At 31.5% G+C, this 26536-nt stretch carries 26 protein-coding genes and 2 pseudogenes; 21 read left to right on the plus strand and 7 right to left on the minus strand.

Features of this window, described 5'->3' with window-relative positions:
- Positions 1–255 precede the first annotated feature (255 nt).
- Positions 256–813: a hypothetical protein gene (locus OU989_RS05400; protein WP_274796099.1), complete on the plus strand. Its 558-nt coding sequence runs from the start codon at positions 256–258 to the stop codon at positions 811–813.
- Between the two features lie 844 nt (positions 814–1657).
- On the opposite strand, the gene OU989_RS05405 is transcribed toward OU989_RS05400, so the two are convergent.
- On the minus strand, positions 1658–3010 hold the full coding sequence (locus OU989_RS05405) for a lytic polysaccharide monooxygenase (protein ID WP_274796100.1): 1353 nt from the start codon (positions 3008–3010) through the stop codon (positions 1658–1660).
- Positions 3011–4460: 1450 nt separating this feature from the next.
- Here OU989_RS05405 and OU989_RS05410 point away from each other — a divergent pair.
- The 10 genes and pseudogenes from OU989_RS05410 to OU989_RS05455 all read left to right on the plus strand — a co-directional run bounded on the left by OU989_RS05410 (position 4461) and on the right by OU989_RS05455 (position 12181).
- The gene (locus OU989_RS05410) at positions 4461–5444 is read left to right on the plus strand and encodes a ketoacyl-ACP synthase III (RefSeq protein ID WP_274796101.1); all 984 of its coding nucleotides are present in this window, start codon (positions 4461–4463) and stop codon (positions 5442–5444) included.
- 199 nt (positions 5445–5643) lie between these two features.
- On the plus strand, positions 5644–5928 hold the full coding sequence (locus OU989_RS05415) for a hypothetical protein (protein ID WP_274796102.1): 285 nt from the start codon (positions 5644–5646) through the stop codon (positions 5926–5928).
- A gap of 122 nt (positions 5929–6050) precedes the next feature.
- Positions 6051–6449, plus strand: a complete 399-nt coding sequence (locus OU989_RS05420) for a hypothetical protein (protein ID WP_269897391.1) — start codon at positions 6051–6053, stop codon at positions 6447–6449.
- Between the two features lie 392 nt (positions 6450–6841).
- Positions 6842–7519, plus strand: coding sequence for a hypothetical protein (locus OU989_RS05425; RefSeq protein ID WP_274796103.1), 678 nt, complete (start codon positions 6842–6844; stop codon positions 7517–7519).
- Between the two features lie 196 nt (positions 7520–7715).
- A complete protein-coding gene (locus OU989_RS05430; RefSeq protein ID WP_274796104.1) occupies positions 7716–8237 on the plus strand; it encodes a DUF5412 family protein in 522 nt (173 codons plus the stop codon).
- Between the two features lie 317 nt (positions 8238–8554).
- On the plus strand, positions 8555–8743 hold the full coding sequence (locus tag OU989_RS05435) for a DUF4177 domain-containing protein (protein WP_274796105.1): 189 nt from the start codon (positions 8555–8557) through the stop codon (positions 8741–8743).
- Positions 8744–9256: 513 nt separating this feature from the next.
- Positions 9257–9971 (plus strand): annotated as a pseudogene (locus OU989_RS05440) (tyrosine-type recombinase/integrase).
- A 64-nt stretch (positions 9972–10035) separates the two neighbouring features.
- Entirely contained in the window at positions 10036–10590 is a 555-nt protein-coding gene (locus tag OU989_RS05445) for a hypothetical protein (RefSeq protein WP_274796106.1), read from the plus strand.
- 299 nt (positions 10591–10889) lie between these two features.
- Entirely contained in the window at positions 10890–11414 is a 525-nt protein-coding gene (locus tag OU989_RS05450; protein ID WP_274796107.1) for a P-loop nucleotide/nucleoside kinase family protein, read from the plus strand.
- A gap of 248 nt (positions 11415–11662) precedes the next feature.
- Positions 11663–12181 (plus strand): NUDIX hydrolase, encoded by a 519-nt coding sequence (locus tag OU989_RS05455; RefSeq protein WP_274796109.1) that lies wholly within the window; start codon positions 11663–11665, stop codon positions 12179–12181.
- A gap of 366 nt (positions 12182–12547) precedes the next feature.
- On the opposite strand, the gene OU989_RS05460 is transcribed toward OU989_RS05455, so the two are convergent.
- On the minus strand, positions 12548–13417 hold the full coding sequence (locus OU989_RS05460) for a LysR family transcriptional regulator (protein ID WP_274796110.1): 870 nt from the start codon (positions 13415–13417) through the stop codon (positions 12548–12550).
- A gap of 91 nt (positions 13418–13508) precedes the next feature.
- Between OU989_RS05460 and OU989_RS05465 the strand changes: the two genes are divergently transcribed.
- From OU989_RS05465 to OU989_RS05480, 4 genes are all read left to right on the plus strand, one after another.
- The gene (locus OU989_RS05465; RefSeq protein ID WP_274796111.1) at positions 13509–14696 is read left to right on the plus strand and encodes an MFS transporter; all 1188 of its coding nucleotides are present in this window, start codon (positions 13509–13511) and stop codon (positions 14694–14696) included.
- Between the two features lie 436 nt (positions 14697–15132).
- A complete protein-coding gene (locus OU989_RS05470; protein ID WP_274796112.1) occupies positions 15133–15678 on the plus strand; it encodes a hypothetical protein in 546 nt (181 codons plus the stop codon).
- A 349-nt stretch (positions 15679–16027) separates the two neighbouring features.
- Entirely contained in the window at positions 16028–16810 is a 783-nt protein-coding gene (locus tag OU989_RS05475) for an MBL fold metallo-hydrolase (RefSeq protein WP_274796113.1), read from the plus strand.
- A gap of 316 nt (positions 16811–17126) precedes the next feature.
- The gene (locus tag OU989_RS05480; protein ID WP_274796114.1) at positions 17127–17702 is read left to right on the plus strand and encodes a hypothetical protein; all 576 of its coding nucleotides are present in this window, start codon (positions 17127–17129) and stop codon (positions 17700–17702) included.
- 241 nt (positions 17703–17943) lie between these two features.
- Here the strand turns inward: OU989_RS05480 and OU989_RS05485 are convergent, their stop codons facing one another.
- The 3 genes from OU989_RS05485 to OU989_RS05495 form a co-directional block, all read right to left on the minus strand.
- Positions 17944–18408, minus strand: a complete 465-nt coding sequence (locus tag OU989_RS05485; protein WP_274796115.1) for a hypothetical protein — start codon at positions 18406–18408, stop codon at positions 17944–17946.
- 495 nt (positions 18409–18903) lie between these two features.
- Positions 18904–19623, minus strand: coding sequence for a M1 family aminopeptidase (locus OU989_RS05490; RefSeq protein WP_274796116.1), 720 nt, complete (start codon positions 19621–19623; stop codon positions 18904–18906).
- On the minus strand, positions 19620–20360 hold the full coding sequence (locus OU989_RS05495; RefSeq protein WP_274796117.1) for a gluzincin family metallopeptidase: 741 nt from the start codon (positions 20358–20360) through the stop codon (positions 19620–19622). The genes OU989_RS05490 and OU989_RS05495 overlap by 4 nt, the downstream gene beginning before the upstream one ends.
- 154 nt (positions 20361–20514) lie before the next feature.
- Between OU989_RS05495 and OU989_RS23680 the strand changes: the two are divergent.
- The 4 genes and pseudogenes from OU989_RS23680 to OU989_RS05510 form a co-directional block, all read left to right on the plus strand.
- Positions 20515–20634 (plus strand): annotated as a pseudogene (locus OU989_RS23680) (DUF3221 domain-containing protein); the annotation flags it as partial.
- 293 nt (positions 20635–20927) lie between these two features.
- Positions 20928–21422, plus strand: a complete 495-nt coding sequence (locus OU989_RS05500) for a GNAT family N-acetyltransferase (protein WP_274796118.1) — start codon at positions 20928–20930, stop codon at positions 21420–21422.
- Positions 21423–21781: 359 nt separating this feature from the next.
- Positions 21782–22012, plus strand: coding sequence for an ArsR/SmtB family transcription factor (locus tag OU989_RS05505; RefSeq protein ID WP_274796119.1), 231 nt, complete (start codon positions 21782–21784; stop codon positions 22010–22012).
- The gene (locus OU989_RS05510) at positions 22009–22506 is read left to right on the plus strand and encodes an SRPBCC family protein (RefSeq protein WP_274796120.1); all 498 of its coding nucleotides are present in this window, start codon (positions 22009–22011) and stop codon (positions 22504–22506) included. The genes OU989_RS05505 and OU989_RS05510 overlap by 4 nt, the downstream gene beginning before the upstream one ends.
- A gap of 357 nt (positions 22507–22863) precedes the next feature.
- On the opposite strand, the gene OU989_RS05515 is transcribed toward OU989_RS05510, so the two are convergent.
- Together OU989_RS05515 and OU989_RS05520 are read right to left on the minus strand one after the other, a co-directional pair.
- Positions 22864–23316 (minus strand): SgcJ/EcaC family oxidoreductase, encoded by a 453-nt coding sequence (locus OU989_RS05515; protein ID WP_274796121.1) that lies wholly within the window; start codon positions 23314–23316, stop codon positions 22864–22866.
- A 1-nt stretch (position 23317) separates the two neighbouring features.
- Positions 23318–23905, minus strand: coding sequence for a PadR family transcriptional regulator (locus OU989_RS05520; protein ID WP_274796122.1), 588 nt, complete (start codon positions 23903–23905; stop codon positions 23318–23320).
- Between the two features lie 442 nt (positions 23906–24347).
- Between OU989_RS05520 and OU989_RS05525 the strand changes: the two genes are divergently transcribed.
- Together OU989_RS05525 and OU989_RS05530 are read left to right on the plus strand one after the other, a co-directional pair.
- Positions 24348–25172, plus strand: coding sequence for an AraC family transcriptional regulator (locus OU989_RS05525; RefSeq protein ID WP_274796123.1), 825 nt, complete (start codon positions 24348–24350; stop codon positions 25170–25172).
- A 142-nt stretch (positions 25173–25314) separates the two neighbouring features.
- Positions 25315–26277: a proline dehydrogenase family protein gene (locus OU989_RS05530; RefSeq protein WP_274796124.1), complete on the plus strand. Its 963-nt coding sequence runs from the start codon at positions 25315–25317 to the stop codon at positions 26275–26277.
- Positions 26278–26536 lie beyond the last annotated feature (259 nt).

Raw genomic sequence — 26536 nt, forward strand, 5'->3', positions numbered from 1 at the left:
TTAGCTTTAAACGTTTTTTATTCTTTTATTCAATAATAGTTATTCAGAATCAACATACCGGTTGAGAATATTTTACCATGCACTACACTTACACTTTCTACGTATTTTTCTATTAAATTGTCTAAAAAGTTCTCTTTTATCAACGATCGCTTCTGGAATTTATTTGTAAATATTTTTTGAAAAAAGTAGTAGCCGTTAAATAATGTAATATGGTATTATAACTATATACCAATATTTTACATAGGAGTTGATATAATGTTAAAAAGGTTAATTTTATCATTATTACTATTGCTATCAGTAGTTGGTGCAGCTTTTACAATTGATTCAAAAATAGCTGCAGCAGAAGAAGTAAATTCAGAAGAAGAAGTAAATTCAGAAGAAGAAGTAAATTCAGAAGAAGAAGTAAATTCAGAAGAGGTTACAACTTATTTTATTAATGATTTCCGATATAGAAAGGTAAATGTTAAAACATACAATGAATGGTCGGGCTATAAAAGAGCTTCTGATAATATAACAACAGGCAAAGGAGGCGGTTCTATTACAGCAACCAAAAGTGTCACTTTTGGAACAGAAGTATCTGGAGAAATAGATGGACTAGGTATATCAACATCAAAATCTATCACAAGTGCAATTGGATATACATTAAATGCTGACCCTAATACAACCGTTTATATGGGGTATAGAGTATATTATAAAGTGGAAACGGGTACTAGAGAGTATTATGATTTAGTAACTGGAAAAGTATTAAGAAGTAATAGTTATACTGTTAAGGTTCCACAATATGGTGAGTTTAAATTAATAAATGCTAAGTAAACAATTAACTGAAACAAGACTAGCTAATATAGTTAGTCTTGTTTCATTTTTTTAGAAAAGAAGTATCCTAATTTTGATAGTGAATATAATAAAAAAATAATCATTAAATTCCTGGATATTACATATCCATCAATTGCTAAATCGTAACCCTTTGGTATTAAAATATTACTGTTAAACAGAATATATATTGTAGATAAAATAGGAATAAGAATACATAAAAGTCCTAATAATTTATATTTGCTATCCATAGTTATCTTCACCTACTTAATTATTTTATTCATATTATTTTAACATTTTTCTTTACATTTTAAAATTGTAATTTTAGTTATTATTTAACAGGAGTTTTATGTTTAGCCTATTTCTTGAGGGGCGTTACTCTAAAAAGGTTTAAAATTTTAAAATGCTCGTTTTAAGCTAACGGGGCCGTATGCTGAAATTCCGCTCCAGTCGCGACAGTTGTAAAAAGTAGTGATGGAGAGTCTAGAACAAAATGCGTCTTTTTTAGATTTTCCACTCTTTAGATGAAGTATGTAAAACTTTTTATTTTATTCCCTTTGTAAGCAATATAGGGTTTTAAAATAAAATCAATGGAAACCTGGAATATAAAAGCCCTGGCCCAATACCTGGTTAATGTTATGCACGGAATTACAGTGACCACTGTAACTGCGGATCGTGAAATGCTGGACAATATTGTGCGCAATTCGCTTTACTTTCTGCCGTGAGCACAAGAGAATACAATAGAAGGAGCTGTACGTTTATGTACAGCTCTTTTTAGTGTTTATAAAGATTGGGACTTAGATATTCGGCAAGACCGTAATAATAATTTGTTTACTACACTTACATTTTATTGTATTTCTATCCATAAAGACAACGCGTTGATCCAATTTGGATCTCCGTATCCTTGATAGCTTTGAACAGCTTCATAATTCTTTCCTTGGTATTCTACCTTATCTCCTTTTGTATACGCCTTAAACGGATTCCATTGTTCATAAGAAGCTCCGAGGTCTTTTGTTGTTACAGTTAAAATTGTACTTTTAACGGATTCATTTCCAGCTGTATCTACAGAAGTTACGGCATACTTATATGTTGTATTTGCTTGGAGATTCTTGTCCATAAATGATGTAGTTTTTGATGTCCCAACAACAGTCATAGGTTCAACTTGTGTCCCTTTATATATAACATAATGGTCAACTGCTACATTATCCTCTGATGCACTCCACATTAAGTCTACACTAGAAGATGTTACACCCATTGTGTGTAGTGCAGTCGGTTGCGTTGGTGTTTCTGTATCTGGAACCGTATGCATTGTCTCTACAACTGTCGATTCACTTTCATTAGAAACATTTCCAGCAGCATCTACTGCTTTTACTGTATATGTATATTTTGTACTCGCTTTTAAATTTTTATCTGTGAATGTTGTTCCTGGTACCACGCCAACTACTTTACCATCTCGTAATACCTGATATTCTTTTACACCCACATTGTCTGTAGAGGGATTCCATTTTAGTTCAGCACTGTTTGAAGTAATTTTTGTTGTAAGTAATCCATCTGGTTGAGTTGGAGCTTCTTTATCTACGTCTCCATTATTCACCAAATTAACATCAATTGCACTATAGAAGGCATTTGAAGTATCAGCTACATCCCAAACAGCTAGAATAATGTGGTACCCACTACGATCAGTTGGGACGTTAATTGTATGAGTTAAATTATTCGATGCGGCAGAACCATTATGTTCAACAGTACCAATCAGTTCAAGATCAGCCCGAGTTAATGGTTTATTAGGATTCCAACCACTTTTTGTAATATAATAATGCCATTTACTTGTTAAATGGGGGGCAGTATATTTCCATGTAAAAGTATTTAATCCTCCTGTAATCGTATTTTTAAACCAGCGATCTGCAGTTTGTTGATCAAGGATACCACCAAATAGGCCTCCAGCAGATGCAATTTTACCATCAGCAGGTCCACTTTGTGGAAATCCTTTAGGTGCCTCTAGACTTTGTGGCTCGTACATAACGTTTCCACACATTAAGTTAAGTGCCCCATAATTTTGAGTACATAAAGCAGCTCTGCTAGCCGGTTTTTCAACAAACCCATGAGCATATGCATTTGGCGCCATTGAAATACCTATGATTCCAGCAGCTAAAATGGTAGCACTTAATCCTTTTTTGCTTAATTTTGTGAATTTAGTATTCATATAACTAGTCTCCTTTTGTTGGAATTAGAAAGCAACTAGTATGATAGCAATATATTAATAATTATTCAAAGTCTGTATATATAGTTAAATTGTAATGGTTAATAAAAACAAATTGTTTCAATATGGTTGGTTATATAGTCCTTAATCGGATATTTATCTTATTTTTTGGACTTATTTTCTATTAAAAATAACATGTTATTTTATAAAAATCTTTAATTCTATTAAAATTTGTCAATTTCCGTACAGTTACTCTTCTCATCCATGTAATGACATAAAAAAAGTAGTTAGATTGAAACGAAACACTCAAATATTGCAACATGAAGTATCTAGCTAAAGCTCCTTTTGTTCAAAAATAGACTAAGAAGCAATATTGTAATAATTGATGAAATTGTAGTAACTTAATTTAAATAACGGGAAGAACCCGCTTCAAGAAACCATTATGACATGGGCTTTTAAACATGGCATGGTATTTGAAGCGGGTTCTTTTTATTTATTGAAAAGAAAAGATTCGAAGGGAAGATAACTAATGTATTGAGTGCTTTGCATCAATACATACGATTATAATTTAACATGTCCATAAACATGAAAAATGCAAGGAAAGTGAATAATTTATTGATAATCAGCCAAATTTTTATTATTGTCTGCCAGTATTTATATTTTGTTATCGCTTCAGTTGAATTTTTATATCCCATTTTTAATTATCAGCATTCTCATAGGTATTATATAATGCAATCTAAAAAATATAATAATAATAAAAAGAATTCATTTATTGTGGAGTCTTTTTATTATGTCTGAGTAATCTGGTTTATCACTCACTAAGACTAAGAATGGAAATCTAAGATTGGAAATGAATAATTTTAAACTAAGGTAGGAGTTAACCTACCTTAGTCGGGCGGACAAAATAACAGGAAAATGATCGAACTTTTTTTAAAAAATCTTATACTTAATCTAAAAAGAGTAACTAACTACATTTTATCAATCATTTTTTAAAATGTAATTTTTGATAAGGAATGAGGGATATTTTTTAATCAATCTTTATAAAGCTACAAAAAGTTATAATCTAGTTTTAAATTGTATGTAGTATTCATTACGCTTCGTTTCCATCTTTCTTTTATTCCTTCAAAATTCCTTATGGCTTGAACTTACAATTTATAAGGAATATATTTCAAACTTTATTTGTCATATACAATTTTATAAAAAAGATTGATCATTTATAACAAAGCTCGATTATTTAAAACAAAGATTAACATTTATAATATAGTTTGATTAAAATTCCTTTGTTGATATGCAGGATTTTTTTGTTCAACTATCGGGCCATTTAATGGAGTAAGGTTTATTGAATTAACTGTGCATCCGGTAAAAAAAATTTTTTTACCCATTATTAGTACCTAGTGCTAGTAATAAGTGATAAAATAAAGGAGTAAAAATTTCTAAATAAGGTGGTTTTTTTATGTCCGTATCTAAAGCTCGTATTACTGCCATAGGTTCATATGTACCTGAAAGAAGGTTAACAAATTACGATTTAGAAAAATTAGTTGAAACAAACGATGAATGGATTGTTAAACGTACTGGTATTAAAGAACGAAGAATAACAAATGAAGAAGAATTTACAAGTGATTTAAGTTATAAAGCCGTAAGAAATTTAATGGAACGATACGATAAATCAGTAGATGACGTCGATATGATTATCGTCTGTACATTAACTCCTGATTTCAAAACTCCAAGCGTGTCTTCATTAGTCCAAGCAAAGCTAGGTATTAAAAATTCTGGAACTATTGATTTAAACGCTGCTTGTGCAGGGTTTACTTATGGATTGCATGTAGCAAATGGATTAATTACTTCTGGTTTACACAAGAAAATTCTTGTTATTGGAGCAGAAACTCTATCTAAAGTTACTGATTATGAGGATAGATCTACCTGTATTTTATTTGGAGATGGTGGAGGAGCAGTACTTGTAGAGTTCGACGAAAAAAAACCAAGTTTTCTATCCTCACATTTGGGTTCAGAGGGGGAAAAAGGAAAAAGCTTATATTGTTCCAATTTATCAAATCGTATGTTTGAAGAGGATTTAATTAATAGTGATAAAATCGTTCAAAATGGACGCGAGGTTTACAAATGGGCTGTTACTACTGTTCCTAAAGGTATGCAAACTGTTATGAAAAATGCATCTATCCCTTTAAGTGATGTTGATTGGTTTGTACCTCATAGTGCAAATTTAAGAATGATTGAATCAATATGTGAAAAAGCTGATTTCCCGATAGAAAAAACATTATATAGCTTAGTTGATTACGGTAATACTTCGTCGGCTACAATCCCATTATCACTAGATAAGGGTATACTTGAAGGGAAAATCAAAAATGGTAACAAGATGTTATTGTATGGCTTCGGTGGTGGTTTGGCATATGCTGGATTATTAATTAATTGGAATATATGATAATTTGTTTATAGCTTTCTTATCTACTTCACACTTTCGTTGTTCATCAATCGGGCGCTTTTCTGAAATAGGAAAGCGTCTTTCTTCATGGAAAGGGCCAGATTGTTGAATAACAAATTTTCGCTAAATATTGCCAAGTGAGGGTTTGGGAACAATTTAATTACAATTTATGTCTATATTGAAAAAGGGAGGTGTCATTTTGTGGTTAATATTAGGTCTTATTGCTATAGTAGCAACTTTTATAAATCTTTATATGTATACAACAGGTAAAGATTATAAACTTGCGATGACAACCGGGTTATCATTTACAGCACTGACACTCTGTGCAGAACATAGCCTTGTATCTAATTGGGTAAAAGTTGAAGATTGGACGGCTTTATTGGATGTTGCACCTTCTATGGAAAAGGCGTTATGGTTTCTGACAATTGTTTCTATTTTACTAAATATAACACCTATACTTTTAGAACTAAAAAATAAAAAATAATTACTTATTGTTGTTCATTTGGATTTACAACGTTAAGAGCAAAAAGTCCCCAAATCTCGCTTTGGGAAGGTTATACTTTAATTAATTTAAAAGTATAGCGATTTTGATACGGAGGTGTTGAAATGTATACTCAAAAAATAATGTTAGCTTTATTTTTATTTATTTTTCTTTTAACAGGCTGTGGATTAGAAACGAAAACACTTACGGAATTTTATAAAAACGACCTTGAAGATGTTACTAAAATTCAAGTACAAGATGGAGGTACAGGTTATTCAAAAATCACAACAGATAAAAAAGTAATTGATGAGTTTTTGAGTGAAATCAAGGATGTACAATTTATACCTGAAGAAAATCAAGAAGATAGAGCTGGATTCCTTTATTCCATTACCCTTTATGAAGATGAACAAATGACTTTTATATTTACAGAAAATTATGTAAATGACTATTACTATTATACAGAGCCTGATATTTATCCAATAGTTGATAGCTTTTATAAAAATCTCAAAGTTGAAGAAGAATAAGTTTCCTTATGCAACTAACCATGTCCCTAAGAATGGTAGGTTAGTATTTAAACTAACGGGATACTTTAGTGTAACATGGATTTATAACGCATACATCAATAAACAAAAAAACGTTCCCAAAATCAAAGTTAGGTAACAAAACTTCGTTTGGGGAGCATTTCTTGTTCAACTAACGGAGTGCTTGAGTTGAATAACGATCTTCAATAATCGGGCGCTTTTCCGTAATAAGGAAAGCGTCTTTCTTCATGAAAAGGGCCAGATTGTTGAATAAAATCATTTTCAATTACATTATGTTATCAAACCAGGGTTTGGAAGGTTTTACCTCCATTAACTTGGCAAATCGGTAGAATAGTCAGTAAAATTCCGAGAACACTAAAATGAGGTGTTTTCATATGAAAAAAATTCTTATTTTAATGATTGCTATCTCTCTTTTTACTGTTTTATCGAAGGCGATAGCTACGACAAATGACTATGATGAAATTGCTAGGTCTGATAAAGTGGGCGTTTCCATTTATGCAAAAAAGCTAAATGGATATGGATTATATACAAATTTTAAAATTGATTTTCAAGGTAGTATCCTTTCAAAACCTTATTGGATAAACACAACAAGTCCTACTTGGTCTCCTGAAATTATCTACGAGGATATCAGTCAAGATGGAAAGAAAGAGCTAGTTATAATTTTGACTAAAGATATTGGCACGGGTGTTTTAGAACGCGAAGTTCATGTTTTTCAAACACAACCGCGAAAATCAGATAAAACACAGAGTCAGATACCAGTTGAAGTACCTGTTGATGAACCATTAGCGATATTATTAAAAAACGTAAAGACCGAGTTAACACCAAACAAGGCAAGTGTTAGTATTGGTGACAAGAAATATACAGTTGATATTAAACCTTTGGGTATCCAACCTGGAAATTTATTTGATGAGATATACTTTGGTAATCTTATCAACTTTGAAATAAAAAACAATCAACTTGTTGCAAAGCTCGGAGGACAAATCTCTCCTGTAGGAGGATATATAGGGATATTCAAATCATCTATATATACAAAGATAAAATGTATCAAGTAAAATCAATTAAATTTATACCTCATGAATAAAGAACGGTCTTCCACAATCGGGCGCATTTCTTTAATAAAGAATGGGCCTTCCTATATTAAAGGGCCATATTGTTGAATAACAATCTGTTAAGGGAAGTTACCAAACAAGCTTGGGGAACTATTTAATTACAATTTCTGTCTAACTTGAAAAAGGGAGGCAATTCGAATTGGATAGAAAATATGATTTATGGTCATTCATTTTATGTTTGATATTATTAGGACTTTCTTTTCAAGCGCTTTATGCATCATATAACCGAACTTGGCAATTGGCACCAGATGCTTTGACACTTTGGTTACTTTCCATTGTCGTTTTTATTATAGGTATTATAGGATTTAAAGATAAAAGTAGTAAACGAACAAGATGGAGAAGCTGGTTAACGGTGCTAATTATAATACCCCTGTCGATAGCATTTTTACTAGGAGTGGCAGTAAATACAATTGCGAGAGAGCATATTGAAACAACACAATCACCTGATAATAAAACTAAAATAGACTTTTACACATTGAACGGTGGAGCAGCTACCTCAATTAGTGTTACAGGAATTATAAATGGACCTCTTTGGTTTAAAAAAAGGATTTATCATGAAAACCGTATACACAAGGTAGATGTGGAGTGGAAGAATAGCCATATTGTTATAATTAATAATAACACTTTGGATTTGGACAAAGGAGAAACTTTTTCGAATTAATTCTACTTACAGCCGTTCAGAAATTTATATAGTATGCCCAATCTTCCACAATCGGGCGTGTTTATTTAGGAACGCGTATTTTTCTTTTAAAGGGCGCGATTCTGTAATAAGGATCAGCGCTCGATCTCATTATAGGGCCATTTAATTGAATAAAATATAACAATTAAATTGGACTTAGAGATTGTGAAGAAAAGTATCTAAACTAACGGGGCAGGTTAGTTTAATAATCAGTTAGAAACTTTTACTCTTTAGGTTCGTATAAAGTTTATTAACAATATTGATTTTGCAAAATAACATAATATATGAGGTGTATAAAAATGTATAAATATATGTATGTAGAAGCAAAGGTTTCTGGTTTATTTATAATGGAGAGTCATAGGGAATTAATCGATAAGTATAGTAAAGAAGGCTGGAGATTTGTTGCTGCTATTCCTAAAAGTAGTGGGTCATATGGTCAAATTAAAGCAAACGATTTGGTTTTTGAAAAATATGAAGAGGAACAATAGATTTCTTTTTTAGGTATTAATAAAAGATGAAACGTCGAATAAACTTCCTATTGGAACTGAAAATGAATTTGTTGAAGAGAAAAATGGTGGGATCAATGAATACACAGATTATAAGGAACAATTCGTAAAAGGAATCTATGAGAAAAGGAAATAATTCCTTGTTGCAAAACGGTATGCTTACTTTAAAAAGCAAAAGACAAATCACCGTTTTGATATTCAGCAATCGGGCGCTTTCCTGGAAAAATGGAAAGTGCCTTTTAGATTAATTAGAGTTCAAAACTATCACTATTTTTTAGGTTGTTGAATATCCTTGTATGAAAAAATCTTTCATTGAACATAATAGAATTTAGAATTAATAGATTTATAGGTAGGAGAGTGAAAGACACATGTTATTATCGCGAAGCATGGAAAAGGTATCAACAGGATAAAAAAATCGAGGGATATTCATCGCTTACATTAAAAACATATTGTTTTCAATACAATCTATTATTACGATTTTTTGGTGATATTGATATGAACGAATTTAATACAGATAGATTAAAGGAATATTTAATACGATCAGGAGACCACTTAAAGCCTTCCAGTTTAGGACATAGGATTCGTTGTGTTAAATCATTATTTAGATGGTCACATGAAGAAGGTTATACTCTAAAAAATCCTGCAGCTAAATTAAAAGAGCCGAAATTAGGTAAAAGGATTCCTAAATTTCTCTCAGAATTAGAGATAGAACATCTAAGGGAAGCTTGTCAAACAACGATGGAGAAAGCACTATTTGAGTTTATGTATTCAACCGGCTGCCGTATTGGTGAAATTGTAAAATTAAATCGAGAAGATATCGATTTTCAATCGAATTCAGTAATTGTACAAGGGAAAGGTGATAAAGAAAGGGAGGTGTACTTTAATACCCGCTGTTCTATTTGGTTAAAAAGGTATTTAGATGAACGAGAGGATAAAGAACCTTGTTTGTTTATTACGGATAGACGGCCGAAAAGGCGAATGAGCATTGATAATTTAAGATATATTATCAAGCGCATATCAAATCGTGCTAGTATAAAAGAGTATACATCCGCATCAATTACGACACAGCTATGCAACACATATGATTAATAACGGTGCGCCAATTGATGTCATTCAAAGTTTACTGGGTCATGAAAAGAGTGAGACTACAAAGATATACGCTCAACTAAGCGGAAAGCTAAGACAAGATTTATACAGTAAATACTTTTAAAAAACTTTCATTCAATCAAGACACTCATGTAGAATTACAATACTTTCTAAAAGGAGGATATATAATGAAAGCAACGAAACTCGTATCATTAGCAATACCTATTCTATTATTAGTAGGTTGTGCGGTAGAAAATAAAGAGTCTACTCCTAAGACTGAGCAGTTAAGCAAATCAACAATGAAAACAGTAATATCAGAGAAACAGTATCCCTATTATATTTGTGAACAATTAGTAGAGTTTCAATACATGAAGGATTTATTCATAGTAAACTCGATGAAAGCTATGGAAGACAAAGAAAAAGAAAAAGATATTTTAAAAACAGCAAACAAGATGGATAAGATTTTAGACAATATGGAATATGTAAAAGTTCCTGATAAATACAAAGACATTCACAAAGACATACAAGTAGGGGTAACAGATGCAAGAAAAGCAATAAAGTTTATTAAAGACGCTAGTAAAGAGGATAAGCCGAATATGCAAGAAGTTGTACTAAAAAGTACTCCACATTTATCAGGTGTGGATGGAGATAATTGGAAAAACGCACTTTATGAGTTAAGTAAGGAAAACAAAGATGCTTATGGTAAAGCACTTGATAAATTAATGAAAGAACATGCGGAATAATATAGTACCATACAACAATTATAAGGGAGTTATGCGTAAAATTAGTTCTTCAACTAACGGGCTGCTTTAGTTTAACACGAATTATGGTTATAATCTTCCACAATCGGGCGCTTTCCTTGAATAGGAGAGTGTCCTTTTTCATGAAAAGGGCCATTTAGTTGAATAACTGCCTCTAAAGAGAATTGTATATTTATGTTAAAATTTAGGGGTAGTTCTTGAGAACAACTTGGTTATTTAATAAGAGTTTTTCGTTATTGCCATAGATACTTTATTTATAGTAGAAGAAGTGAGGGATTAACATGTTTTTTGTTCAAATGTCTGGCTTTCCTGGGTCTGGAAAGTTTACACTTTCTCGTCAAATTGCTGAGCGTACAGGAGCAGTCATAATAGACCACGATATTGTAAAATCTGCTTTATTACAGTCAACAGAAGAAATTCAAATCGAATCAAAATTAACTGGTAAGATTTCATATAATATTGATTGGTCTTTAATTGAATTTTACTTATCACAAGGACAAAATGTAGTATTTGATAGCCCTTGCCTTTATCAAGAAATGGTAGATCGAGGAATTGCTATGTCTAAAAAATATAATGTGAAGTACAAATATATTGAGTGCTACCTTGATGATTTTCAAGAGATTAATTTTAGATTGAAAAATCGAGAAAGAATGATAAGTCAAATAAGTGAGGTAACTTCCGAAGAGAATTTTAAATATACATTAGTCAATAGTAAAAGACCCGCTGATTATCAGTGCTTGGTTGTAAATACTGGCGAACCTATCGATAGTTATATTAATGACGTTGTAAATTACATAAAGAAATGAGTTGTAAATATTTTTTATTCAATTAAAGGGCGCTTTCCTTGAATAAGGAGAGGGTCTTTCTTCATGAATAGGGCCAAATTGTTCAAAAACAATCTTTTAATGGATGTTACCAAATGAGACCTTGGGAACAATTTAGTCAAACAAATATACAAATTAAAGTTGAAATTTTCTTAAAATTCACTTTTGCCAACTTGTTTTACGGTATAATAAAAGGCTAGCTAAAATAAAAATCCATAAGGAGTTTAACAATGGAAAAGTGGGATTTATATGATAAACATCGCAATAAAATAGCGAAACAAATAACTCGTGGAGATGACATGGCATCAGACGAGTTTCATTTAGTAGTACACGTTTGTATATTTAATTCAAAGGGAGAAATGCTTATTCAGCAGCGTCAGCCTTTTAAGAAAGGATGGTCGAATCTTTGGGATATTACTTGTGGTGGTAGTGCTATTGCAGGCGACACAAGTCAGCAAGCTGCTTCAAGAGAGTTATTAGAAGAGTTAGGGATACATTATAACTTTGAAAAAATGCGTCCACAATTTACTATTAATTTTGAACGTGGATTTGATGATTATTATCTCATTGATTATGATTTTAATTTGAATGAATTGACGTTACAAACAGAAGAGGTACAAGCAGTGAAGTGGGCTTCTAAAGAGGAAATTTTAAAGCTAATCGAACTAAAAAAATTTATACCTTATTATGAAAGTATAATTGCGTTTCTTTTTGAAGGACGACATCAATATGGCTCTATTCGTCTTTAAACGGAACATGCAAAGAATTAAACCTATTCATTCAATTTTACTTCCTCAAATGAAGGTTTATAATTTAGTATCTTCAACAATCGGGCGCTTTTCTGAAATTGATCTGCACCCCAAATGTTAAAGTCTTGTCTAACATTTGGGGTGCAGATCAAAATAAGGAAAGTGTCTTTCTTCATGAAAAGGGCCCTATTATTAAAAACATTTTTTAACGAAAGGCTCCAAAACAACGATTGGGGACGTTCCATTACACTTGTTAGGTGTTTTTAAAAAATCTAAAAGGCTATACAAATCCCTTTTTTCTTCCCTTTTATCATGAGTTACATGAATAAAGGAAGCTCTATTTTGAAACGTAATCGCTGCAAATGTTCACTTAAAAACACTTTTTGCCACATGGAGAAATTCCTTAACTGCAGGAGAAGCATTTGCAATAGAATGACAGGCAAGTGCTACTTCACGGCTGTTTTCAATATTTAGTTTGCTGATTTTTATGTTTTGCTGTGTCTTTAAATATAATTCTGGACCTATCGTAATGCCAAGTCCTTCTTGTACCATATTAGCGATGGTTGTACAGTCGTGTACTTCAAAAAGAATAGATGGTTTAATTTGCGCTTCTGCAAATAATTCCTCAACATGTGATTGGTACATCCCTGTTGGCATAATAAAGGATTCATCCATTAAATCATTCATTTCTACTGTTTCTTTAAAATGGAATTGATGATCAGGGTGATAAGCAACTACCATCTTGTCTTTAATTAAAGGAACTAAATCGAAATTTGGATTTGATTTTCCTTTTACTACAAATCCAATGTCAATAATGCCTGAACCCAACCATTCTGTAATTTCCTCATAGGTTCCTTCGTAAAATTTAAATTCTATTTTAGGATGTTTTTTCCGGAATTTCACAAGTAATTTAGGCAATAAGCAAGAAGAAGCACTCGCAAAAGTGCCGATACGAATAATACCTGTTTCCAAGCTTGTCATAAGTGCAATTTCTTGATTAATGACTTCCACTCTTTTCAATATTTCTCTAATATTCGGCAGAATTTTTTGCCCTATTTCTGTAAGTGTTATTCCCTTTTTTCGATCTCGAATTAATAAAGTAACTCCCCATTCAGATTCTAAACTTGCAACTGCATGACTCACGGCTGATTGAGTCATATTTAATATTTCAGCAGTTTCTGTAAAGCTTCCTAGCTCGACTACTTTTGCAATGATTTCGTAGCGCACAATAGTCATGAGTAATTACTCATCTCCTTTATTAAAAACATCAATTTTACTTATATTAACATGGGACCTAAAATAAAAACAGCAGTTCAAATATAAGGAGATGTACAAATTGAAAAATAATATAAATCAACTAATCATCATACTTTTAGCTTTAGGAGCTTTTGTAACAGGAACAGCAGAGTTTGTTGTTTCTGGAATTTTAGAACTGATTTCTTTTGAATTAGATGTTTCAATTTCAATAGCTGGCCAGTTGATTACGATTTATTCTTTATCTTATGCCATTGGAGCTTTGATTTTGGTCATACTAACGTCTAAATTGAACCGTAAAAAAGTGCTTTTATATGCTATCTCTATATTTATTCTAGGAAATCTAGTTGCATTTTTTAGCTATAATTTTGTCTTTCTTATGTTATCCAGAGTCATTATGGCGATGAGTGGAGGATTATACATTGTAGTTGCCACCAATTATGCTGCGCAAATTGCAGTTCCAGAAAAAAGAGGTAGTGCTATGGCAACAGTCATTACTGGTTTCACTGTTTCATTAGTACTTGGAGTGCCTATCGGTACATTTTTAGCTGGACATTTTGATTGGCACTATATTTTCTTAATCATTGCGTTTGGCACATTTTTTTTATTGATAGGACTTTACAAATTATTACCATATATAGAAGGGAACCAACCGTTGCCATTTAAACAACAGGTGCAAATTATTAAAGATAAACGAGTCGTTACAGGTTTAATGACAACGATCTTTTGGATATTAGGATATACTATGGTGTTTGCCTACATTGCTCCATTATTAAGTCATACTGCTGGCTTTTCTATTGAAATGACAAGTATCGCTTTATTTATTTTAGGCACTTTTGCTTTTATTGGTTCACGCTTTGGAGGATATGCGGTAGACAGATGGGGACCTAATCGAACAATATCATTAAGTTTATGTGTTCATATCATCTCTTTATTTGTACTAACATTTACACAGTATAGGGCAGTGGGTGTATTTGTCACACTAGCTTTTTGGGGAATAGCAACTTGGACAACGACACCAGCAAAGCAGTTTTATCTGATTTCACTAAAACCACAATCCTCTGAAACAGTTCTCAGTTTTAATACCGCCTTAATGAATGTGGGAATGATGCTGGGCTCTGTATTAGGAGGAATCATTATTCAATATACTAATATAGAAAATTTAAGCTGGATTGGTGGATTATTCGTTATACTCGCATTTATTTTTATCAGATGTTCTTTCTACCTAAATAAAAAAATTATGAAGCACCATCGACTTTAATGAATTAAAAAGTAATTTCTAAACTCAACTGCCTTGATATTCAGTTGGGTTTTTATTTTTTTAATACTCTTCGAATTTGGCATTTTATAAAAAATCTTGTTGAGGTTATGGAAGGGGAAATCATCACCCACATTTGAGTTGAGAAGGGAGGGGAAATGCATGTTAGAACGAACGTACCTAATGGCAAGTTCGCTGTACATTTTAATGCCTTTTGTAAACGAGTATTGAAGAAGATAACAAGGAACTTTTATTAGAGTATGACTAATGAGTATAGGATTTAATAAACATCTTAGTTATTCCATTATAGGGCCATATTATTGAATAACTTTCTTTATAAAATTTTACCAAACGAAGCTTTGGAAATTTAAAACCGATAAAAACCAATAAAATCCATTTGTGGTATTATTAAAGTAACTTTTTTTGATATGGGGTGGAAATGTTGAAAAGATATTTTTACATAAGCATTTTATTAGGTTCATTGGCTTTATCAGGTTGTATTAATGATGAAGCTGATAACACAGAAGCTACAGCAGAATCGTTGGCTACTGAACGTTCCAAAACAATTCACAAAGATGATAATACTAAAAAGACAGAAGAAGTAAAAGAAGTTGTAAAAAAGGAACCTTTTATCTTAGATGTCACGGATATAGAGAAAGTAGCACCAATAAGAAGTTTTTATCCTATTGCGATTGATGCAGAGATAACGTCTCCTATAGGTGAAATTAAATCCTCTTTTACTCATTCTGGTGATAGTCCATTTAAAATAACCTTACTAAATATTGGTACTGAAAGTTTTTTATACAAAATTCAAAATCTAGATAAAGAAACAAAAATAGCAAATGGTATTTTAAAAAGTAATGAATGTTATGAGAAGATATTTGACGGCTTCCCTGAAGGCATTTATGTCATATCTTCCGTAATAGAAGAAGAAGGGTTCCCTACGGATATAAAACTAAAGGTAAAGGTAGAGATGCTTCATTAACTGATTTGGTTTTTAAGGTGAAAACTCAAAACCTTGTTCAACTTACTGTAGCATTAGTGAAACAAGGTTTTATAAAGTATACATAAACAAACCTAATAACGTTCCCAAATGAAAGTTAGAGAAGACACAAAAACCCAAAAAATGTTGTTTTAAAAGTAACTATTCGTCTTGGGTTCATTTGCTGGTATATTTTTGCGGAAGAAGGATCACTGGGGATTAAAGATGTAGATTTAGATGAGTTAGAGATTATGCTAAATGAAGGTACTCAGTTTGGGTTGACTAATTTTGCAACAAACGAAGATGTAATGTAGAACAAGTAAGGAATAAACTAATTTTTTGGAGGTAAAGTATGATTAAAGATTTGTGGTTTACTGTGCATCCGATTGATATTAATACATATGCAATTAGTGAATATGGACATTGGGAGAAGGTACATTCATTTTTATTATTAGGTAATCAAAAAGCGATTCTAATTGATACAGGTCTTGGAATTGATAATATAAAGAGAATTACTGACCAATTGACTACTTTACCGATTGAAGTCATCACTACCCATGTCCACACTGATCATATCGGAAGTCACGGCGAATTTGAAAAAATATATGTTCATGAGGGAGATAAAGACTGGTTAGTGAATGGAATAAAAGGCTTATCAATTGAACAAATAAGAAAAGATATTAGTAGAGATATAACATTGCCTACTCCTAATACATTTAATCCTCATACATATCAACCATTTCAAGGGGAACCAACAGGGTTGTTAGGTGATGGCGACGTAATTGAATTGGGTAATAGAAATTTAATAATTTATCATACTCCTGGACATTCTCCAGGTCATATATCCGTTTTTGATGAAACAAACGGTTACTTGTTTACAGGGGATTTACTATATGATGAAACTCCTATATATGCTTTTTATCCTTCAACAAACCCTGTGGATTTAGTCAATTCCTTGGAAAAAGTTTCAGAGATACCAAACGTTTCAATGGTTTACGGTTCACATAATACTTTAGGGCTTGAACCAAAAATATTAGAAGAAGTAAAAATTGCAGTTAAGTTTTTGAGAGAAAATAAACTTACTAAATTCGGTACAGGAATCCATAAATTTAATGGTTTTAGTGTACAGTTTTAACAGTTCTTATTGAACTAAAGCGTAGCGTTTTTCAATAAGTTCTTTAAATTGTTTTTCTGCTAAAAGGAAAAATAGAAAAAAATTTTAGTAATGTCTTTTATAATTATCTTGAAATCGAGTTTTCCATTAAGGGGCGCTTTTCTGAAATAGGAAAGCGTCTTTCTTCATAAGGGCCAGATTGTGGAGGAACGTTTTCAGTAAAATTGGATATTATTGTTGAAATATAGAGTAAGGTAGTGAAGTTTCTCACTAACTAACGAAGCAGGATAGTTAAAGCACATTTAGGGTACGTTACTTCTAAAAAGGAGTAATCTAAATGAAAAATACATTCTTAATTAGTTCGTTTGTGATTATATTTTTGTTCAGTTTTTCTATATTATTAGAAAGTCCTGTTCATTCTCAAACTAACCCTTCAGATAATAATGAATATTTATATCCTGCAAATAAGGAAAAAGTTGTTGATGAAACTGTAGATGAATTTTACCAGGCATTAAGGAACCTAAAGTATCCTATACATCAGGAGGTTTATCAAAGATATAAGCAGAAGCCAAAGCAACAGCAAAGGCATTTGGATACTGTTCTTTTTAAAGAAATGCCTGATGCATCTGTAAATGTTAGAAAAAAATTATTGTTCAATGAGGTAGAAAGATTAAATTATATAACTTTTGATGGAAATATTCTTAGTATCTACCCTTATATAGATATTAACTATCATCAGACCGTTAGTCCTGATAGGCAAGTTTATTTTTTTTATTCCTTTAAAGACACAGAAAAAGAATTTAGAGGTAATTATGCAATTTATGATGTTGAAACAAAAGAAATGGTAGCAGGCGGAAATACTTATATGCCAAAGCTCAATCTTACAAGGAACACTTATGATAAAGAAAGATAAATTTAGGTAAAATAGCAAAATGATTGTGTTCGTTGTTGAACTAACTTTTGATGGAAATTTATTCCTATAGCAGCAAATGTGGTCATTGTTGTACAAAAAGGATAGATACAAGCAGGTATAATTCCTGTTCATCTATCCTTTTCTTAATATCTTATATAATGTGTGACTTTTTAATTGGATATTTAGTTATCGGGCAGTAATTATTCTTGATTTTAATAAAAGAAAAGCGTGAGACCTTTTTTTATTTATTTGGGTTGCGTTCAATAAATTCAATGATTACATCTTTTAAACGATATACTTGTGTGAAGTATAAATGTTCAGGTACGTTATCACGTACAAGCCATTTTCTTAATACATCATGATGGAAAGTTACAAAATACTCCATTAAAACATCCCTGTCAATACCTTGTTCTTTAGCCATATCTGAAATCGAAAGCCCGTCTTTCCAGTACGTATCATATTCTTTTTCAGTTAATTTTAACAACTCATAAATCTCATCATAGTTATACTTAAAGCTGTAACTGTATTCCTTTTTTGTATCTCTATTTTCTTCAACTGAAATCGTTATGTGATCGTATTTTTCTTTATCGTTATTTTCAATTTCAGTTAAAGTACCAAGATTCGTGTCCTCAGCTTTTGCAAAATGTGAAAAAGATAAAAACGATACTATTAGTAAAATAGGTAGATACTTTAATATTCTTTTCATATTTTTACCTCTCTGGTTATTTTTATTTTTCAATAATAATTTTGGGCTTAGGTTTACCTTTATATACATTACATATTGGATTATTGCATTGGTCATTAACCACAAACACAATGCCTTGTTCTAGGTTTAAAAATTGTTTTCTTAGTACTAAATAAGGATCAAGGGATATAACTTTTGTAGAGTATTTCTTTATTCCACAATCGGGCGCATTTCTTTAATAAAGAATAGGCCTTCCTATATTAACGGGCCATTTTCTTGAGTAATACATTTAAAGAAAATCTTTATGGAGCAAAGAAATTTTGAAGATTTTCACTTAAACCAAAAGAGCAGGATAGTTAAAGAACATTTAGGGTACGTTACTTCTAAAAAGAATCTAATTGAGAGAAATAAAAATGACAAAAAAAGGCATCAAGAATGCTCTTCTAGATACCTTTTATCTAAAGTTCACTGCAGCCTTAAAGGGTGCTTTTTTACGTTTCTTTGAAATATTAGTTTTTATTTTTCTAGTTCTAACCAACCCTCAAATAGGGTATCATCTTTTAAATCAAAATAGTATTTTACGAATCTCACAAACTCTTTAGTATCAACTTCTTTATATCTATAAAAAAGATAATAGCTTTTTAAAAATTTTTCAGCTTCTTTAAGCTCTCCATTATCTTTAAATAATTCCCATAACTTTCTGGCAGATTTTCCATAAACATATGAACCCATATTGGATTCATCGTATTGATCAAGAGGTAAATTTACTGGAAGTTCTCGTTTTGGGTCAATTCTGAAAATCGAATTATAAGTTTCATTTTGTTTCGATTTCGAATACATAAATAGACCAGTAGCAAATTCTGCAAAGCCTTCATCTAACCATGCATTTTTATAAGGATCATTGCTAATCATCCCATAAAACCATTGATGAGCAATCTCATGAACTACCATAGTTTTAAGTTGCTTGGAATTGTTAAGACCACTATTATAAATCGAATGAGCTGTTACAATTCCTGGATATTCCATACCCATTCCATCTAATACAATATCTAATTGTTTAAAAGGATAAGGCCCCATAATTTCTTCGAAATAATTTAATGCAGAGGTAGCCTCGTCTACTATTTCTTGATATAGTTCCTCTTTTTTCTCTTCAAATCCAAATACTCTAATAGAAATGCCCTCCTCTTTTTCTACTAGTATTGGATCTTTTAATATAGCTAGAAATATCTCCTTCACATTCTGAATTTCAAGTAACCTTTGTTCAGACTTGGAAATACTTCGTGGTCGAAGGAAGAAACCAAGGTGTACTCTTTAGGAATGTCATACGTTAATTTGAAATTGCTAAATGTTGTATGATAAGTCTCTCCTCGATCGAGGTACACTTCCTTGTTCCATTTATGGCTTCTATATGTGGCAAGCATTGGATAAAATTGAGCTAAATGAAAATTACTATTATTTTTCGTGAATCTTATGCCCTTTTCAGGAATGGTTAGTTCATAGGAAAAATTAACTTTGATTTCTTGATTAGGTTTCAACTTTTCCATAAGCATTATGCTTAATGTATCTTTATCTAGTGAGTAATTTACCTTTTTTCCATCAATCGAAATGTTTTGAATATCAACTTTCGAGGGATGTTCTAGCTCAGATGAAACACTTTTTGTAAACATATTAGGTATAAAGTAAAAAATTAATTGTTCCCAATCATCGTTAGATAGATTTTTGATTAAACAGGTTGATTCAAATCGGAAATTTCCGTTATTATCCATTGTTAGTTTTATGTCATAATCACTGGAATTTCCAGGATTTAATCCTTTTGAAATAAATCCTTCTCTTTTCACTTTTTTAGTAACCGTCGATTCCAAATTATCATCTTGTTTATTTAACTTCCATGCTACGAAAAATACACACATTAAGACTAAAAATATGATTATTATTTTCTTCTTAATAACTTCCCTCTCCAATCTACGTAACAATAAAAATAATTTACTCCACTATATGAATTTACTAAAAAGTTTTTAAATTTATACATATTTTTTGAACTTAATAGTTACTACGTTTCTGTTTGAACCTACAATTACAGGAGAAACTATTTAAAATGATAGATTTTTAGAGGAAAGCACAACGAAAAAATTACCAAATGGGATACCAGATGCGATTTGGTTTTCAACAGATGTTGTTACATCTTTAAAAGTGGGACAAAACGTTACAGTTTGGACAAAGGCAAAAGAACAAAGTTATCCAGAATAAGCGAGGGAGGGATAAAATCGAAATTAATGATGAAAAATGAGGGAGTAAATCAACAATTAGATATTCAACAATCGGACGCGATTCTGTAATAAGAATCGGCGCTCGTTTTCATTAAAGGGCCAATTAATTGAATTACACTTCTGAAAAAATGGTATTTTGTGTTAATTTTTATGTGAGTTTTTGAAAAAATGTACTTAAGATAATGGGGCAGTTTAGCTTTAGAAGTATAGAGGTTTTGATAATCTTAATGTCGAAAAGAATGTATAACCGCATAAAACAGAAGGAGAGGTACTTTGAAAAAAATTAGGGAAGCAACAAAAGAGGATATGATAGAAGTTTATAAGATGGGCTATGATGTTTGGGGAGATAATCTGCCATATGAAAAATATATAACTATGTGCCAGGCTTCCAATAAGTATAAAAAGGGAAAGTGGTACGTTCTTGAAGCAACAGATACAAAGCAACTATTAAGCTCTCTCATCGTATATGAACTAAATCTTTCAGAAGACCAAATTGTAAAAGGGCTTGGTTCAATCGCTACTCCTTTAAATTTAAGAAAAAAAGGATATGCTTCTTTATTGGTCAAAGAAACGATAAATAAACTAGAGCAGGAAGAAAACTGTAACAACTTTTTCCTTTATAGTGATATTGGGATAGAATTTTACAAAGGATTAGGTTTTATTGTACTACCTAATGATAGTCAAAAATATAACGACAGTGTTTGTATGTATTACTCAAAAGAAAATAAGATCGGCTCCATATCACTTGATATCCCAGATTACTTTTAACGGACATCCAAAGTAACGGGGGCTTTAGTTAAATAACAATCTTCAACAATCGGACGCTTTTCTGAAATTAAGGAAAGCGTCCTTATTTATGGAAGTGTCCAGATTATGGAAGATTCCATATTCATATTTTTTTTTGTAAGAGGACAGAATGTAGAAAAAGAAAGATTAGAATGTTTAATATTTAACTACATGGTTGAATGTAAATTAAAAGGTTGTTATATTTAACCACATGGTTAACCATAATAAAGATATCTTAAATGTAACTTTTCATGCTTTAGCTGATTCAACAAGAAGTGAAATAGTTCGTATGTTGGCGCAAAAAAGAAAGGACTATTTCTGAATTAGCAGAGCCCTTTGATATGTCTTTGACTAGTATTTCAAAACATATAAAAGTTCTGGATCGGGCAAAACTTGTTGAAAGGAGTGTAAATGGAAGAATTCATTTATGTCGGTTAAACAAGGAATCATTATCCCAAGCAATGGAATGTTTTATGAAAAGTCCTGGAACAATCGTTTCAATCTTTTGGAAAGTGAATTATTCAAAGCAAAAAATAAAGAACATTAATTTACATAAAGGAGTGAATGTATGAGTGACGTTTCCACAACCACTTTAATAATGATAAGAATTTTTGATGTATCGACTGAAAGAGTTTTTAATGCATGGTTGAACCCAGAAATGATGAGAAAATGGTTTTTTACATTGGAAGGGACGAATAAGATAACACAAAATAATCCGCAAGTTGGTGGTACTTGGGAAATTGTTGACCATCGGGAAGGGAAGGATTACCGTGCGATTGGGGAGTACCTTGAAATTGATCCTCCGAAAAAAATCGTGTTCACTTTTAAAATGCCACAATTCAGCGAATTAGAAGATACGATTATAGTTGAGCTAAAAGAACTTAAACAAGGCTGTGAGATGACATTCAAACAAGTTATTCATGTTCCTCATGAAAAGAATTGGTCAGAATCTGATATAGAAAAAGCCCTTGTCGAATGGCATGACAGTACCGAACATGGCTGGAATTTAATGTTTATGGGACTTAAAGAATTATTGGAGACAGGAAAAATTAGCTATAAAGGCTAGAAACACAATAAATTTATATGAAGAAAAGCGAGTTTACCCCTAAAACTTGAAAAATATTCCTTCAATTATCGGGCGCTTTTCCGAAATTAATCTGCACCACAAATGATAGACACAAATCTAAATTTTGGGTGCAGATTATAGTAAGGAATGCGTCTTCTATAGTTAAAGTATTAAGTAACAATATAGTCCTTTAAAAATAATAAAGTTGTTTAAATATCCTTTTTTAATTAAAAGGGAAGGTTGATTAAAAAAGGATATTTGCTTTTATTTTGTTGAATTCCTAATTTAATCGTAAATTAAAGAAATTAGAGAAGGGAGCGAGATTATTGTGATGATAAAATAAGGTAACCATGAAAATCATTGTACCTTTTTACCTTTTTTCATAAACCATTTGATTAAAAAGTTTGGTTCTTTGATCCGACAATTGTGAAAGGAAGTAATCTTCCATTCCCCATTTTGTTTAACTAATACATTCGTATTAATGGACGCCCTTTTCTCCGAATAATTTTTTTGGCTTGGCATTTTCGTATTTCCTATACAGTGAACTATAGCTAGGTCAGCATTGAGGAAACGAATGCTCGTAATCCGTCCTTGCATTTGCGAACCTTTTAAAACACCATTAAATAAATCTTGATGTGAATTCTCCACTTCTTCCCTGCCTTTTAAATGCTGACCGAAAAAAGTGATATAGTCTACATCTTCTGTAAAGCAATTCGCAAAAGCTCTTCCATCCCCATGACTCCATGCAGAAAACAATTCATTAAACAAAATGTTTATATCTTCTTTATCTTTTTTCCATTCTTGTGTCATTTTAATAATCCTTTCTTTTTTCGTTTTTTATGCTCATCATAATTTGTTCCTTAAGATGAGTTGCCCATTGCTTTTCCAGACTCCACTGCTCTGTATTTAGACGCATCAAACTCTTGATGGCCGAATAAAATGAGGTACCTTGTATGGACTTCACTTGCTCAGGATTTTCGTCAAATTCTAATTGCTGCGACTTGATATGCTCAATTGCTGTTTGGCAATATTTTATATAGTGATTAACCAAATAGATCTGATCTTCTTCGCTTAAGAACTCTAGATAAATCGCCTTTATGTGGAAAATTTTTTGGTAATTCCCAACGTTTTTTTTGGTATCCATCATCAACTCAAAAAAACGATCTTTCCCCTTATTAGTTATTTCGAAAGTACGAGATGGTCGTTCGGTCGGAAAAGGGACGGTGGCTGGATCAGCCTCTTGAATTAGACCAGCTTTTTCTAATTTATTTAACAATGTTGAAAGCGTTCCTCTGCTCACTTGTTCCCATGGGCCAATGGTGTCATTAGATATTTTTGAGATAAGATAAGCATGTAATGGAAATTTCATTAATAGCGAAAGAACAAGAAGTTCATACATCCATGATCAACCTCCTTTTATTAGTTTTATTAAAATGGTTTTTTTAAAACTATATGTTGTTTTTTATTTTTTGTCAATAAAAATCAAAAAAATTCACCTGAAAAACGAATGAGAGGATAATTTCTCTTAAACTTTCTAAGAAGCTCTTCTGCAATATCTCTTGTAAGTAGCTAGGTGGCCCTTAAAAGTATTGAACAGTCTTCCATTATCGATGGAAAGGGCAATTTTATGGATTAAGGTAACTTTTTTGACTTGAAAGAAATAATTTTTTTAGTTCTTCCACTGAAGAAAGGTGGTATAAAGGAAAACCTTAAATATGAATAAAAAGAATAGTGTGGCAGTTTTTTTAATCTGCCTTGCCATTTTTTTAGTCAATATCTTACAAGAGTACCTTAACCATATGTGTTACATTAACTATCAGAAATCAAAAGGGGGTGTTCATATGGGACAAGAAGAAAGAACTGTACGTTTTGATTATGATTTACAAATAGAAGCTTATCGTTTTGAAGGTATCATGCAAAAGTTTCCGAACCACTTCCATGAATATTATGTGATTGGGTTTATAGAGAGTGGACAAAGACGATTGTCTTGTAAGAACGAAGAATATGTAATAGGTACCGGTGATATTATATTTTTTAACCCACTGGATAATCATGCCTGTGAATCAATTGACAACGAAAAATTAGACTATCGCTGCTTGAATATCAAGCCTGAAATCATGCGAAAAGTTACAAAAGAGATTACAGGGCAAGATTATCTTCCTTCCTTTGCTTCTCCTGTTGCCTGTCGAAGTGAAAAAGCACAATTGTTGCATAATCTTCACCAGATGATTATGGATGAAATAACAGATTTTGAGAAAGAAGAAACTTTCTATTTTCTTATTCAACAACTTATTGAGGAATATAGCGAAGCCATCGAAGATACAGAACCAAGAGCTATTAAACAAGAAATTGAAAATGTTTGTCACTACCTAGAAGTACATTATGCAGAACATATTGCTTTAGATGATTTAGCAAAGATAGCTAATATGAACAAATATTCTTTGTTACGCTCATTTACCCAAATTCGGGGGATTACCCCGTATCGTTACTTACAAACGGTGCGTATTAATGAAGCAAAGAAACGATTGGAACATGGTGTAAAACCACTTGATGCAGCAATAGAGACGGGTTTTGTAGATCAAAGTCATTTTAGTAATTTCTTTATGGGGTTTATTGGATTAACACCCGGACAATATAGGGATATTTTTATTCAGAATGAAAAATGATCTACTTTAATAAATTCCCCACAGTAATTACCGTTTTCATTTGAGATTCAATTTTAATGTAGGAATTTGATTTTCGCGTATAAAAAGTCATCGTCGTAAAATGTAAACCTAAATAAGATAAAAATTAGGATGTGATTATTTTATGCTTAATGAAGAAAGACGTTTTTCCAAAGCTCTCAAATCGATTGCTAGAGATCAAGAACTAAAAGCCTATTTTCAAAATTCAAAAGAACTTTTTTCGATTTTTATTAAAGGTGCTAACCGATTTTTGGCTGGAGAAACACGTACGGAAGGGATAGAGCGTGTTATAAATCTATATAACAAAGGGTATCGGATTTCATTAGAATTTATTGGCGAAAATACAACATCCCTAGAAGAATGTATGCTTGCCAAAAATGAATTCAAAGAATTAATAAAAGATCTTGGGTATAATCAAATGAAGGCTACCGTATCATTTGATCTTTCTCATATCGGAATGATGATTTCTGATGAAGTAGCATTTACCAATTTAGAAGAATTAGCAAAAGAAGCACAACAGCATAATATTCAACTAATGATAAGTATGGAAGAATCACAAAAAACGGATAAAATTTTATCATTATATAAAAGAATATCAAAATCATTCTCAAATGTTGGGATAACATTACAAGTTCATTTGAAGCGTTCTTCTATTGACCTAAATGGACTATTGAAAACCTCAGGTAGAATACGTTTAGTAAAGGGGGCTTATCAAGAGTCTGAAGGTATATATATTCCAAGAACCGAAGAGTTAAATAAACGGTATATAGAATTTGTATCTATGTGTATAGATAGTAATCATCCATTATCTGTTGCTACACATGATGAAAATATATTGATGGACTTAAAAGAAAAAGGATTTCTTTATAATTCGAATGTTGAAGTAGAGATGTTAGATGGGGTTCGACCTGACCTATTAAGATCTTTAAAGGAGGATAATATTCAGACTAAAGTTTATGTAACATATGGTAGTGAATGGTATTTATATGTAGTTCATCGTATTGCTGAATATCCTCCGAATATTTATACTTTTATTTCAGATATGATTGAACAAAGTACCAATAGAGATAAAATAAATACATACTAAATAATGAAATTTCTATAGTTTCGTTAAAATTTTGTATCTTCAACAAACGGGCGCTTTTCTCGAAAAAGGAAAGCGTCTTTCTTGTAAAGGGCCAGATTATTGATTAACATTTTCATTGGATATTATTGTTGAAATATAGAGCAAAATAAAGATTCACTCCATTTTGATCAATCTTTTTTCAAAATGGAGTCTTTTTATTTGCTGATAAAGTTTTTTTTATCAATCGAAGAATTAAAAATGACAACATGTATAAAGTGCT

The organism is Lysinibacillus irui, from assembly GCF_028877475.1.
Classification (GTDB): Bacteria; Bacillota; Bacilli; order Bacillales_A; family Planococcaceae; genus Lysinibacillus; species Lysinibacillus irui.

Coding starts and splice junctions, on each gene's coding strand:
- OU989_RS05420 (WP_269897391.1), top strand. CDS start 6,051: ATGTATACTCAAAAAATAATGTTAGCTTTATTTTTATTTATTTTTCTT.
- OU989_RS05460 (WP_274796110.1), bottom strand. CDS start 13,417: ATGACTATTGTGCGCTACGAAATCATTGCAAAAGTAGTCGAGCTAGGA.
- OU989_RS05450 (WP_274796107.1), top strand. CDS start 10,890: ATGTTTTTTGTTCAAATGTCTGGCTTTCCTGGGTCTGGAAAGTTTACA.
- OU989_RS05470 (WP_274796112.1), top strand. CDS start 15,133: ATGTTGAAAAGATATTTTTACATAAGCATTTTATTAGGTTCATTGGCT.
- OU989_RS05425 (WP_274796103.1), top strand. CDS start 6,842: ATGAAAAAAATTCTTATTTTAATGATTGCTATCTCTCTTTTTACTGTT.
- OU989_RS05510 (WP_274796120.1), top strand. CDS start 22,009: ATGAGTGACGTTTCCACAACCACTTTAATAATGATAAGAATTTTTGAT.
- OU989_RS05475 (WP_274796113.1), top strand. CDS start 16,028: ATGATTAAAGATTTGTGGTTTACTGTGCATCCGATTGATATTAATACA.
- OU989_RS05465 (WP_274796111.1), top strand. CDS start 13,509: ATGTACAAATTGAAAAATAATATAAATCAACTAATCATCATACTTTTA.
- OU989_RS05505 (WP_274796119.1), top strand. CDS start 21,782: ATGTCTTTGACTAGTATTTCAAAACATATAAAAGTTCTGGATCGGGCA.
- OU989_RS05400 (WP_274796099.1), top strand. CDS start 256: ATGTTAAAAAGGTTAATTTTATCATTATTACTATTGCTATCAGTAGTT.
- OU989_RS05410 (WP_274796101.1), top strand. CDS start 4,461: ATGTCCGTATCTAAAGCTCGTATTACTGCCATAGGTTCATATGTACCT.
- OU989_RS05445 (WP_274796106.1), top strand. CDS start 10,036: ATGAAAGCAACGAAACTCGTATCATTAGCAATACCTATTCTATTATTA.
- OU989_RS05485 (WP_274796115.1), bottom strand. CDS start 18,408: ATGAAAAGAATATTAAAGTATCTACCTATTTTACTAATAGTATCGTTT.
- OU989_RS05455 (WP_274796109.1), top strand. CDS start 11,663: ATGGAAAAGTGGGATTTATATGATAAACATCGCAATAAAATAGCGAAA.
- OU989_RS05435 (WP_274796105.1), top strand. CDS start 8,555: ATGTATAAATATATGTATGTAGAAGCAAAGGTTTCTGGTTTATTTATA.
- OU989_RS05530 (WP_274796124.1), top strand. CDS start 25,315: ATGCTTAATGAAGAAAGACGTTTTTCCAAAGCTCTCAAATCGATTGCT.
- OU989_RS05480 (WP_274796114.1), top strand. CDS start 17,127: ATGAAAAATACATTCTTAATTAGTTCGTTTGTGATTATATTTTTGTTC.
- OU989_RS05515 (WP_274796121.1), bottom strand. CDS start 23,316: ATGACACAAGAATGGAAAAAAGATAAAGAAGATATAAACATTTTGTTT.
- OU989_RS05405 (WP_274796100.1), bottom strand. CDS start 3,010: ATGAATACTAAATTCACAAAATTAAGCAAAAAAGGATTAAGTGCTACC.
- OU989_RS05520 (WP_274796122.1), bottom strand. CDS start 23,905: ATGTATGAACTTCTTGTTCTTTCGCTATTAATGAAATTTCCATTACAT.
- OU989_RS05525 (WP_274796123.1), top strand. CDS start 24,348: ATGGGACAAGAAGAAAGAACTGTACGTTTTGATTATGATTTACAAATA.